This is a genomic window from Hydrotalea sp. AMD (genome assembly GCF_004100315.1).
In the GTDB taxonomy this organism is placed as follows: Bacteria; Bacteroidota; Bacteroidia; order Chitinophagales; family Chitinophagaceae; genus Hydrotalea; species Hydrotalea flava.
On the sequence record NZ_SCKY01000003.1, the window covers coordinates 1 to 11932 of the forward strand.

Annotated in this window: 12 protein-coding genes; 8 read left to right on the plus strand and 4 right to left on the minus strand. The window is 36.2% G+C overall.

Features of this window, described 5'->3' with window-relative positions; all coding sequences use genetic code 11:
• Positions 1-46: 46 nt before the first annotated feature.
• A complete protein-coding gene (locus EO766_RS02910) occupies positions 47-154 on the plus strand; it encodes a hypothetical protein (RefSeq protein ID WP_502697225.1) in 108 nt (35 codons plus the stop codon).
• On the opposite strand, the gene EO766_RS02915 is transcribed toward EO766_RS02910, so the two are convergent.
• Entirely contained in the window at positions 129-2168 is a 2040-nt protein-coding gene (locus EO766_RS02915; protein ID WP_081301299.1) for a SusC/RagA family TonB-linked outer membrane protein, read from the minus strand. The two genes, EO766_RS02910 and EO766_RS02915, sit on opposite strands and share 26 nt — an antisense overlap.
• Positions 2169-2720: 552 nt before the next feature.
• Here EO766_RS02915 and EO766_RS02920 point away from each other — a divergent pair.
• The 3 genes from EO766_RS02920 (at position 2721) to aat (ending at position 4679) form a co-directional block, all read left to right on the plus strand.
• Entirely contained in the window at positions 2721-3599 is an 879-nt protein-coding gene (locus tag EO766_RS02920) for an AraC family transcriptional regulator (RefSeq protein ID WP_074420197.1), read from the plus strand.
• Between the two features lie 89 nt (positions 3600-3688).
• The gene (locus EO766_RS02925; protein ID WP_074420198.1) at positions 3689-4003 is read left to right on the plus strand and encodes an ATP-dependent Clp protease adaptor ClpS; all 315 of its coding nucleotides are present in this window, start codon (positions 3689-3691) and stop codon (positions 4001-4003) included.
• Entirely contained in the window at positions 3993-4679 is a 687-nt protein-coding gene (aat, locus tag EO766_RS02930; RefSeq protein ID WP_287100665.1) for a leucyl/phenylalanyl-tRNA--protein transferase, read from the plus strand. The genes EO766_RS02925 and aat overlap by 11 nt, the downstream gene beginning before the upstream one ends.
• On the opposite strand, the gene EO766_RS02935 is transcribed toward aat, so the two are convergent.
• From EO766_RS02935 to EO766_RS02945, 3 genes are all read right to left on the minus strand, one after another.
• Positions 4676-5287, minus strand: coding sequence for a DUF4294 domain-containing protein (locus EO766_RS02935; protein ID WP_074420200.1), 612 nt, complete (start codon positions 5285-5287; stop codon positions 4676-4678). The genes aat and EO766_RS02935 overlap by 4 nt on opposite strands.
• Before the next feature lie 62 nt (positions 5288-5349).
• On the minus strand, positions 5350-7788 hold the full coding sequence (gene ccsA / locus EO766_RS02940) for a cytochrome c biogenesis protein CcsA (RefSeq protein WP_074420201.1): 2439 nt from the start codon (positions 7786-7788) through the stop codon (positions 5350-5352).
• An 84-nt stretch (positions 7789-7872) separates the two neighbouring features.
• Entirely contained in the window at positions 7873-8280 is a 408-nt protein-coding gene (locus EO766_RS02945; RefSeq protein ID WP_074420202.1) for a cytochrome c maturation protein CcmE domain-containing protein, read from the minus strand.
• Positions 8281-8424: 144 nt separating this feature from the next.
• Here EO766_RS02945 and EO766_RS02950 point away from each other — a divergent pair, with 144 nt between their 5' ends.
• From EO766_RS02950 to EO766_RS02965, 4 genes are all read left to right on the plus strand, one after another.
• Positions 8425-9021, plus strand: a complete 597-nt coding sequence (locus EO766_RS02950; protein WP_074420203.1) for a hypothetical protein — start codon at positions 8425-8427, stop codon at positions 9019-9021.
• A gap of 16 nt (positions 9022-9037) precedes the next feature.
• The gene (locus EO766_RS02955) at positions 9038-10345 is read left to right on the plus strand and encodes a radical SAM family protein (protein WP_074420204.1); all 1308 of its coding nucleotides are present in this window, start codon (positions 9038-9040) and stop codon (positions 10343-10345) included.
• An 18-nt stretch (positions 10346-10363) separates the two neighbouring features.
• Positions 10364-11275 carry a DMT family transporter gene (locus EO766_RS02960; RefSeq protein WP_074420214.1) on the plus strand — a complete coding sequence of 304 codons (912 nt, stop codon included), beginning with the start codon at positions 10364-10366 and terminating at the stop codon, positions 11273-11275.
• Between the two features lie 120 nt (positions 11276-11395).
• The coding region (locus EO766_RS02965; RefSeq protein WP_287100666.1) for a hypothetical protein at positions 11396-11932 on the plus strand (537 nt) is incomplete at its 3' end.

Genomic DNA, 11932 nt, shown 5'->3' on the forward strand with positions numbered 1-11932 from the left:
ACGACGATACAAAAACAGGTGGAAGATCGAAAGAGTCTTTGCCTGGATTCAGCAGTTTCGACGTTGTCAAACAAGATTTGATTACTATGATGCTAATTTTCTCGGATTTGTACAATTAGCTTGTACAATTATATTATTAAGAAACTACTTTTGAGATACGCTCTAATAGAACCGGATGTACCCCATCCTCCTCTCAATTTTAAATCATTAATCCAGCTAACATTTTTCATGAAATTTTCATTGGAAATACGCCATCCTGCAGAAATAGAAGGGAAATTACCATATTGATGGCCGGGAGCAAAAACGGAAGAACCATCTCTTCTTAATGTAGCTGCTAAAATATATTTATCTGCATAACTATAATCAATTCTCCCGAAATAGGAAGATATTGCTAATTGATAAGGTGGATAACCAATATTACTTTGTGAATTTGGAGCACCTGTATTTAATGTCCAATAATTTGGGTCAGTACTATAATATGATCCCCTGCCGGCGCTAATACCTCTGTTGTATTGGTTTTTGGCTTCCTGACCCACTAATACATTTAAGCTATGTTTGCCAAAAGTGTTGCTATACTTAACGGTATTTGTCCATTGCCATAAGCTATTGTAACCAGCTCCTTCCGTAAAGGCATTAGGATTGGTATTGCCTTCTGCATTTTCATAAGCCGTATAGGTAAAATAATAGTAGTAATAATTATCAAAATAACCTCCAAAACTTGTACGGGCTGTAAAATGCTTTAAAAAATCCACTTCAGCAAATACGTTACCGTTTACCTGCCAATCATTACTCCTATTATTGGCAGTCCTTTGTTGATTTGCCACAGGATTTTGTGCATTACTTAAACCCACTGATTTAGTACCGGCATAATTTCCCATGATATCATATATAGGAATAATAGGTGGTTCACGGTAACTCATTGAAATAGCATTACCCTCATTCTGGTTGGTAAAGCCCGGACTTTGTTTGTAAAACACATAGGCATTTTCTCCAACTCTGATATGATTATTTATATTAAAAGTGGTATTCATTCTTGCTGAATAGCGCTTTAAATAGGTATTAATCAAAGTTCCCTGCTGGTTTAAATATCCTACTGAAAACAGGTAAGTTGATTTATCATTACCACCACTGGCTGTTAAAGTATGGCTTTGAAAAATGGCAGGTTTAAAAATTTCATGAAACCAATCTGTGCCAATTTTATTGGCCTTTGTAATTTGATTGGAATTTATATTGTAGGAAGCTGGGTCTGTTCCAGGATCACCCACTTTTGCTCCGGTAGGAGTAATATAATCCGGAATTACAGGCGTATCACCCTGTCCAAACTGTGCATTTCTGCTTCCGGGAGCAATACCACTGTTAATTTCGTATGCTTTCACCACATTGGCATAACCCTGTGTGTTTTCTAAGTTAAAGCCATTTTTCAACGGACGTTGGGTGCCCACAAAAGCATCGTAGCTAATTCTGGCTTTACCCTGACGGCCTCTTTTGGTGGTAACAATAATTACCCCGTTAGAACCCTGTACCCCATAAATAGCAGCAGCTCCGGCATCTTTCAATACCTGAATGGATTCAATATCACTGGGATTGACGTCCTGTAAATTTCCCTGTACACCATCTATCATAACTAATGGCGCTGTACTTCCGGGAGAAGTAATACCTCGAATTTTTACACTGGTACCACCACCAGGTACACCGGAATTAATAACCGTAACACCTGAAGCCTGACCTTGTAACAAAGCGGCAGTATTACCACCTGGTACAGATTTCATATCGTTTACATTTACAACTGAAACAGAACCGGTAATGTCCTTTTTCTTTTGCGATGTATAACCCAATACCACAATTTCATTTAAATCACTAGTGGATTCGGTTAGGGTAACGTCAATTCTTGAACGGCCACTTACAGGCATGGTTACATTGTTGTAACCCACTGAAGAAATTACCAATACACTTTTATCGCCCGGAACTTTAATGGTAAATGTACCATCATCGTTCGTAGCGGTAGCATTGTTGGTACCTTGTACCGTTACCGTAGCGCCGGCAAGGGGTTGATTGTTTTTACCGGTTACTTTACCGGAAACTGTTTTTTGTGCAAAAGCCCCCAATGTGCAAAAAAAGAGGCCGCAAAAAAGCAAAAAACATCGAGATAGATGTGGATTGTTTGGCATAAGCAATGTTTTCGTTAGGTTGTTAAATAATCTTTAACAAATTTAAGTATCGCAAACGATTGTGTTCTTACCTTTTACCATCATGTTTCAGTGATTTTTTAACATACAATTATGTATTTTTTACACATTAATTTAATAAAAGCCGCTCTCGTTCAGTGTTTGACAATACAGCAATTCTACAATTGATATATATCAAAAAATATTTTTTCTACAATAAACGGGTAACATATTACACAAATACACATTCTCACTTACATACCTTTCAATAACGGTATAGCAATGACGAGGTAACAGTGCTCACTTAAACATTGATAGATAAAACATTGAAGCCCATTTTAAAATTGAACCGGGTTAATAATTCTTGTTCAGTAAATTAAACACTGACAAACTATAAACCCATACATTGCACATCTTATTCACAACGGCTATAAATATTTGATACTGTTGCAGCGAAACAAATCATTTTTTTGCCTTGCAGAGGGTGATGGGTGATACCAGCAGCTATATTCTAACCAACTATTTTCAACCTACTGATTGCTTTAACTGCACTGCATGAAAAATCTCAACCAAAAACGATTCTTGCCCATAGAAGAAGCAGATGCTTTTATTGTACTGAGGCATGCTATCAATGATCCTGCCCAAAGATTACATTATCATGATTATTGGGAACTCTTATTATTTCAAAATTCTGAAACAGCTACTTGTATTATTGGTAATAGCATTACTAAAATCAACCACGATACTGCATTGTTCTTATTACCACCCGGTACATTGCACGGCTGGTGTACCGGGCACAATTCCTCTTCTACCGGTCTTGTAAAGCAAGTAATTTTTCAACAAGATTTGTTTGGAGATTGCATGCTTAACAAAAACCAGTTTTTCCACATTAGAAAATTATTTCAAGCCGGAATCAATAGCATTCGTTTTTCAAATAACTCAGCTCAGAATGCACTGGCAGCAATACAACTATTGGAAAAAGAAAATGATTTTAAAGGGTTACTCATTTTACTGAAATTATTATCTACTGTTTCATTGCAAAAGCAATGGGAAATTTTGAATGATAATTCAGAAACAATGATTCAAAATTTGCAAAACAATACTAATCAGGTTAATAAAGTAATGGATTATTTAAACACCCATTTCAAAGAAGAAATCAGCCTGAAAAAAATGTCGTGCATTATGAATATGAGTGAAGCTACATTAGCCCGTTTTTTTAAAATGCAGACAGGTAAATGTTTCACCGATTTATTAATTGAAAAAAGAATATCTTATGCAACCAAGTTACTGATAGAATCAAATGATCCAATTCATGAAATTGCCTACCAGTCAGGTTTTAATCAGGTTACCCACTTTAACCGTTTATTCAAAGCACATACCGGGTTTTCTCCCAAAATGTATAAGCAATTCCTACTTTCTTCCAAAACAGCCTGAATCATTTTTTCAAAACTTTGCTCTTTTCAACAAATGACCATGTAGGGTGTTGTATTTCCTATTTTAACAGAACTACCTATTTTTGCAGTATGATTCAGATTTTAAATCATACGAAAGAAAAAAATTGGGAAGAGGCCTCCATTGATACCATTACAGCATCAGTGCCTACCTGCCATTTAATTGTATGGAATGATGATGTGAATACTTTTGACTGGGTAATTGAAACCCTGATTGAAATTTGTGGCCATACGCAAGAGCAGGCAGAGCAATGTGCCTTATTAATACATATGAAGGGCAAGTGTGTGGTAAAAAATGGAGATTATGAAACCTTAGATCCCATGCGTAGTGCTATTTTAGACAGAGGTATCAACGCCACCATCGAAACCATTCCTATTGGTTCTTAATCATTCATTTCCCGATATTGATTACCACCCTATGCCTCTTTATCAATTAAATGAAACATTTTGGTTTCCGCCGGTTACCGAAAGTATGGAAGATGGCCTTTTGGCAATAGGCGGTGATTTACAAATACCTCGTTTACTCACAGCCTATAAAAAAGGAATATTCCCCTGGTATGAAGGGAATTCACCATTGTGGTGGTGCCCGGATCCCAGATTTGTACTTTTCCCAAATGAACTTAAAATTAGCAAAAGCATGCAGGTATTGCTAAAGAAAAATGCTTTTGAGTTTTCTGTTAACCAGGCATTTCATGCTGTGATTAAACACTGCAAAATAACCAAACGAAATGGGCAAGATGGAACATGGATAACCGATGAAATGCTTGAAGCTTATACCACACTGCATCAATCAGGCTGGGCACATAGCGCTGAAGTCTGGCAAAATGGCCAATTAGTGGGCGGGCTTTATGGCATAAAAATGGGAAATATATTTTTTGGGGAAAGTATGTTTAGCTTGGTGAGCAATGCCAGCAAATTTGCTTTTATACGTTTTGTGCAACAATTAATGGAGGAAGGAATTGTATTAATTGACTGTCAGGTGTATACAGAACATTTAGAAAGTCTGGGTGCACAATTTATCAGTCGGGAAAATTTTACCGAAATTTTGTCGAGAAATATTTAACCCCGCATACCATACATTCTTTCCAGGTCGCGTACAATGGTTTCAATATCCCGGTCATTTCCATTGGGGTCGTAGTTTTGTTTTAAACTGGTACCGAAAAAGAAGGCAACAGTTTGATAAACAGTGGCTGTTAAACTTCCCTTATATTCCTGAATAATTTCATAACAATTATTCCCGGTTTCTCTATAAATCAGTTTCATTAAAATTTTGCCCTGATAAATGGATAATTGCGTTAACTTATCTGTAAATTCTTTTCTTAATTCTTTTTCTCTGGAGCGAATAATTTTTCTTCTTTCGCTTTTATTAGTAACACCTGCCAGGCGGGCATTAATTTCATTCATAATTCTGCCTGCAGCTTTTGCATAAGGATAGGTAACGTACACTGCATTGCGTAGCCTTGTCCATTCAGTCCAATATCTTTTTTGGCGGGCATTTAAGCGGTAAAGAATAGAAACATCCGGTAAATATCCCATGGGAATGGTATCACCTTCCGGTGTAATAAAAGCATGAACGGGAATGGTATCATAAATGCTGTGCTGTGCATGTGATTGCCTGGCAATCAAACACAAACAAACGATTACAATCATATGCAGGATTCGCTTTACCATACACGCTGATATGCTGTAGACATATATTCATTGGTTAATGCTGCCAGCGTAATAAAAGTAACCTATTCTTTTGAAAAAAGTGCCAGACGGATTCGCTGATAAATAGACATAAAAAAGCCAATTACCATTATTACAACCCCCAACCAAAGCATATTAATCAGAGGAAACTCATATACTTTTAATGTTACCAAATCGGTAATGGCGCCACTCTCTCTTACTCCTATTTCTATTTTACCATCCTGCGGGTTACTCACTTTATTAAATTTCACTATCAGACTTTGTGCTTTAACCGTATCCGGATAGTTGATTAAATCGTTATTATCAATAACAATTCCGGGTGTTATGGGATAACGGCGACCATCTTTAGTAATAGCAGTCATATCTAAAAACAATGCGGTTTCACCATTTTTAAATTTATCTTTTTGCGATTCAGGATTTACCTGCACTTTATTCAAGATAAGCATACCATTGCTGTAAAAAGTAGTATCGCCTGGTTTTATGGCAATATTTCTAAAAGTGGCAGTATCTGCCTGATCATTTTGCTGAAAGGATGATATGTATACAAAAATATCTCTGTTCCAATAATGTTTTGAATCCGGATTGGGAGAAAAGCCTTCCATCCCTTTGTTATTTTTAATGATATCAGGATATACTTTGAACTGTTCTTTACCATTTTTGGCCTTAAAATCAATTTCATAATACCGTTTACGGTCTTTGGGGTTTAATGTATCCTGTACATAGGTTACCATGTATTTACCCATATCGGTAGCAACCCCTTTAAACAAAGTAATATTTTCTACAGGATCTTCTTTTTTGTCTTTTTTAAACACTGCAATACCTGTTGTATTCCAACTCAATACTTCTTTTTTACTTGAAGAGATTAATACACCCAATAAAATCATTCCAAATCCAACATGCGCTACAGAAGCACCGGCAACCTTTAATTTTCCTTTTAAAACAATCCATATATAAGCAGCATTGGCAATAATGGAATAAATAGCCGCATAAATTCCCACATAAATGGCTACCAGAAAGCCAATACCTTGTTTGTTATAATGAATATTGCCCCAAATGCATATGGCTGAACCAACCAATAATGCTGCCACTGTTGGCCATAATATTTTTTTACCAAAATATTTTTCAGGCGTGCTTTTGTATTTAAAATACTGCGTTACCGCCGTTAAAATTCCAATGATTATTAAAATAAATATTTGAACCTGATTGAAAGAAAATTCCGGATCTTCAGGTGGAGCTATATTGGTACCAAATAATTTGTTATACACAGGAACGGATGTTTTGGCCGCAATAATAATAGCAGCAAGAAACAGTACCAATGCACCAATAAACATCCAAAATTCTCTGCTGTAAGTATTTTCTTCTTTCTGGATAGCCGGAATTTTTTTATAACGCAAGAAATATAAAACAAGAGCAGGAAATAAAAATACCAGTACAAACAATAACAACTGCACATTCATACCTAAATCGGTGAATGCATGTACAGAAGTATCGCCCAGTATACCACTACGGGTTAAGAAGGTAGAATAAAGCACTAAAATAAAACTAAGAATATAAAAAAGATAGGTAGAACGTAAAGAATAGCCTGTTGATTTATAGATAAGATTCGTATGTAAGCCTACAATCATTACAATCCAGGGTACTAAAGAGGCATTCTCAACCGGATCCCATGCCCAATAGCCGCCAAACGATAAACTTTCGTAAGCCCAGGCAGCGCCCATCATAATTCCGGTACCCAAAACAGCACCTGAAAATGCGGCCCAGGAAAGACTTATTTTTATCCAGCTATGGTCTTTTTTATATAAGCCTGCAATAGCATAGGCAAAAGGCACAATGGTTGAGGCAAAACCTAAAAACAATACCGGCGGATGAATGACCATCCAATAATTTTGTAATAATGTATTTAAATCATTTCCTTCATGAATGCGGGGCAATTGCAAATAATTTGGGTCAGAAAAAATAGGGATATCAGGCATTTGCTGACGCCATAAAATAAATGGATTACTACCTACCTTGTAACCAAAAAAGTAGATGCCAATTAACATAGAGGCTATGCAAAACTGTGCAAAACTTATCACCGTCATCACGCCTGCTTCCCATGTTTTGCTGGTTTTTATTAAAATCCAACCCAGCACACAATGCCAAAAACTCCACAATAAAAAACTACCTTCCGAACCTTCCCAAAAACAACTTAATATATATTTCAATTGCAAACTGCGGGAGGAGTGGTTCCACGCATAAAAATATTCAAAATAATGGTTATAAATAATATAATATAATGAAAAGAAAACACCCAATACAGAAATGGTTTCAATTAAAAATGAAATACGGGCAAGCTTTATCCAGCTCTGTTTGTCTGATTGCAAATCGGGAATACGAGCTGCATTAAAATAAGCAATGGTGGCCACTAATGAAGCCACCAAAGAAAGGATAGAAAAAAAATGACCAATTTGTCCGGGTAAAAGGTGTTCTCCGTTATACTGCATAATGTATCAACTTAATAAAAAGGGTAAATGAGTGGCAAACTAAGCATAAAATGAGGATTGAATGAAAAACCCTGTTGTTTATTGTTAGTCTTGCTTCGCCATAGATTTTTCGGTAGACTGGGGATTATCTTTATATTTTGAAGGGCACTTTAATAAAATATCTTTACATTCAAAATGATCACCATCCATACGGCCTTTTAATACCAACCGGTCGCTTTTTTCCATATCAGTAGGTTTGGTATTATGGTAAACAACTTTTACTGAATTGCCCAAAGTATCAATGGCAGTAAAACTTAAAAAATTGGGGTCTTTCACTGCATCGTACTGAATGGGTTCATTTTTGTCGAGTTTAGCAATTAAATTCACAAATTTTCCCGGCTTTTCTTTTGCTGAAGCAATGGTTTCATAAGTGGTTAAATTACCGGTATAGCTAATTAAAACAGTAATGGCTGCTGCAATGGCTACTAATAATATCAAATGCATCTTCTTCATATCATTCGTATTTTACTGCGCAAAAGTACTTGTAAAATGAATAGATAATACTGATGTTACTCAGCTATTCTTAATTTATTGCCTTTCATTTAACAAAAATATGAGTGGGTGCAGTTTTTAAACCTATTTTTGCGGTTTTGGATTATGATAGCACGCCCTTCAAAAACATACGATTATATTATTGTTTTAAAATACCCTGTTCGTTTTTTTAAAGCAATTGACATCATTAGTCAGTTAATGCTGGCTATTGCAAGTGTGACTTTTATTTTAAGAGGTATTTTATTATATCATGCCGGCATTAGCGGCGGCATATACACCCTTTTTTTTCTGATTCCCATTTTAATCTTCAGCTGGTGGATATGGTGTTACCGGCAACAATCCAGAGGCTATATGCCTTTTTACCGGTTTGCTTTAATGATAGCAGCCTGGGGATGGTATTTGTATCCAAAAGGCCTGTTCTTTGCCATTCTGTATTTAATTGCTGCGGTACTTGAAAAGCCGGCCAAGGTATTGCCGGAAGTTGCTTTCGACAGCAAAGAAATTGTTTTCAACAGTATTCCTTCCAAAAGAATTAGCTGGTTACAGGTAAATAATGTGATACTGAAAGACAATATTTTAACAATTGATTTAAAAAACAATCAATTGATACAAAAAAATGTGGATGCTGAAGTATCGGAAAAAGAAGAAGCTGAATTTAATGCTTTTTGTGCAGCGCAATTACGGGCCGCACAAAAAAATTAATTTATTTTTGAATTGAATGAAATTACACATGTTACAACAATCGCCTTTTTTATTGTATTCAGATGGTAATGGCAATATTTTTGAAGATGAAACCCTTTTTGCAACCGGACGTGCTGGTTGGGATGCATTTCAGGTGCCGGTAGAAGACTGGATAACCTTACCTGAAGGAGGTAACCTGTATGAATTACCACAACGTAGGGGCATTGGCGTTGATATAAAAACCGGTGAAATGCGATTGTGTGAAAAAGGCTGGGCGGTTGCGGCGTTTATTCCACCCGCACATACAGGATTATTTTTGGCTGCCTACGAATCGTTTCCCGATGCGCCCACCCTTCCATTATTCTGCTATACTGCAGCAGGTTGGTATAACAATACCATTTATGTACCTGCTATCAGAATTGAGAAAGATATTCGCCAGGAATGTGCAGGATATGATGAAAAACTGATTCAAACCGGCGCTAATCAATTACTGAAAAATTATCCGAGAAACAGGTTAGTACAACATTTAATGAATAATTGTTGTAATACCTATCACTGCCCCGCTGCCAGAAATTTTGCTTTGGGAAGATGGGAATGCCCTGTGCCTACCTCTCCGGCTTGCAATGCCAATTGCATTGGCTGTATTTCTTTTCAACCGGAAGAAGAAACTATTGTTTCAACCCAGGATCGGCTAACTTTTAAACCTACTGCTGCAGAAATTATTGAATTTACGGTACCCCATTTGCTACAAGCCCCCTATCCTATTGTAAGTTTTGGGCAGGGTTGCGAAGGTGAACCTTTATTGATGTGGGAAACCATTCGTGATGCCATCATTGAAATCAGAAAGCATACCTACAAAGGCAGTATTAATATCAACACAAATGGCTCTAAACCCGATGCAGTGGCCGAATTATGCAAAGCCGGTTTAAACAGTATTCGGGTGAGCACCAACTCTGCACAAAAAAGTATTTATACCAGCTATTATCGACCCAATAATTATGCATTTGAAGATATTATTGAAAGCTTGAAAACAGTTCGCCAATTTGGAGGATGGAGCAGTATTAATTATTTTGTTTTTCCCGGCGTAACTGATACTGTTAAAGAATATGAGGCTTTAAGAAAATTGATCCAAACTACAAAACTCAATATGATACAATGGCGTAATTTTAATATTGATCCCGACTGGTATCTGGGTCAAATTAATATGGTCGAAACAGGCGAAATGCTGGGTATTAAACAATTGCAACAATTAATACATGAAGAATTTCCGGAAGTAAAATTCGGTTATTTCAATCCTCCCATTGAGCGAATAAAAGGCAATTACGAAAAAGATTTTGCCCATTAATGAATGTATGAATCTCAAATGAGTAACAAAAAAGTTCTGGTAGGTTTTTCTGCTGCAATACTTGCAGTGGTATTGTGGTCTGGCAATTTTATTGTTGCAAGAGGATTGGCAAAATCAATTCCACCGGTACAATTAAGTTTACTACGATGGTGTACCGCCTCCATTCTTTTATTACCATTTGCATATACAAAAACCAAACAACAATGGAACCTCATTATTCAATATCGCCGTTATCTTTTGGGTACTGCATTTATTGGAATTAGTTTATTTAATACACTGCTTTATTTTGGTGGTCATTATACACAAGCCATCAATCTTGCCATCATCGGAACTTCGGCATCACCGGTTTTTTCTACTTTTTTAGCCGCTATTTTTTTAAAAGAAAAAATTGGTATAGCCAGAATAGCGGGCATGCTTTTATGTTTATGGGGTGTATTATTTTTAATGGCAAAAGGTAACTGGCAACATTTACAGTTGTTGAAATTTTCAACAGGCGATATTTGGGTTTTCTTAAGCGCACTTTTATTTGCAGTATATACCATTATGGTAAAGAAAAAACCTGCACCCCTTGATGCAACGGTATTTCTTTTCATAATAATAACAGCCGGAACCCTGCTACTAATTCCATTATTATGGATTCAACCATTTTTTTTGCAACAAAAAATGATATGGACTCCAAATACCATTTGGATAATTCTTTATTTGGGCTTAGGCGCATCTGTTCTGGCTTATTTAAGCTGGAATAAAGCGATACCCTTGTTGGGTGCGGCAAGAACGGCCTTATTGGGCAATTTAATTCCGGTACTAAGTACTGTTGAAGCCGTTATTTTTTTGGGGGAAGCCTTCAGTAACATTCACTTGATAAGCAGTATCATTATTATTGCAGGCATAATTATTGCCAATTTACCAAGACTCAAAAAAGAAATTTAAATAAGCGTGAATGCACAACTGCTATTGATGAATTTTTAACAAATTTTCTCAATCATGGGCTAAACCTTTATGTACAAAAACAGTCTTTACAGGCACGTTTTCATTGCAAAAAAATTTATTATGCTTTATAAAAAAATATTCAATACTATTTTAATAGCCATTTTATTTGCTGCCTGTTCTACCCCTAAAACATATTTTACTGCTGCCATCCGCTCTCAATTAGCAGCTAATCATCAACCACTTGATAAAATTCAATTTTATAATGACAGGAATATTGTGTTAAGAAGAGATGTAAAAACCGGTGAAGCTAAAGTAAATGATGGTAAAGTAGTTTTGGAAAATGGCCGTAATGTAAATATTATTACATTAAAGAAAAATACGCCTGGTGTTTGTGTATTACAACGGAACAATATTGTAGGCATTGCATTTGAACAAGACAACAATAATTTTATCACTTTTGGCAAAACCAAACAGGCTCGGCCCAACGATCCCTATCGTATTTTAGCCAATGAGTGGATTAATGAATATGGTGTAATTAATTATGATGGCCAACCATACCACATTGAGCCCGCAGGTACCGAAGCGAGTATTATGATAAAATCGAAAATTTTGCGTAAACTCAATATCAGTCAACGCGAAATGAAAGGAAGAAAAGTA

What these genes read in the sequence shown, in the direction of transcription:
- EO766_RS02915 (WP_081301299.1), bottom strand. Translation starts at nt 2,168, where the DNA reads ATGCCAAACAATCCACATCTATCTCGATGTTTTTTGCTTTTTTGCGGC.
- EO766_RS02920 (WP_074420197.1), top strand. Translation starts at nt 2,721, where the DNA reads ATGAAAAATCTCAACCAAAAACGATTCTTGCCCATAGAAGAAGCAGAT.
- EO766_RS02925 (WP_074420198.1), top strand. Translation starts at nt 3,689, where the DNA reads ATGATTCAGATTTTAAATCATACGAAAGAAAAAAATTGGGAAGAGGCC.
- EO766_RS02935 (WP_074420200.1), bottom strand. Translation starts at nt 5,287, where the DNA reads ATGGTAAAGCGAATCCTGCATATGATTGTAATCGTTTGTTTGTGTTTG.
- ccsA (WP_074420201.1), bottom strand. Translation starts at nt 7,788, where the DNA reads ATGCAGTATAACGGAGAACACCTTTTACCCGGACAAATTGGTCATTTT.
- EO766_RS02945 (WP_074420202.1), bottom strand. Translation starts at nt 8,280, where the DNA reads ATGAAGAAGATGCATTTGATATTATTAGTAGCCATTGCAGCAGCCATT.
- EO766_RS02950 (WP_074420203.1), top strand. Translation starts at nt 8,425, where the DNA reads ATGATAGCACGCCCTTCAAAAACATACGATTATATTATTGTTTTAAAA.
- EO766_RS02955 (WP_074420204.1), top strand. Translation starts at nt 9,038, where the DNA reads ATGAAATTACACATGTTACAACAATCGCCTTTTTTATTGTATTCAGAT.
- EO766_RS02960 (WP_074420214.1), top strand. Translation starts at nt 10,364, where the DNA reads ATGAGTAACAAAAAAGTTCTGGTAGGTTTTTCTGCTGCAATACTTGCA.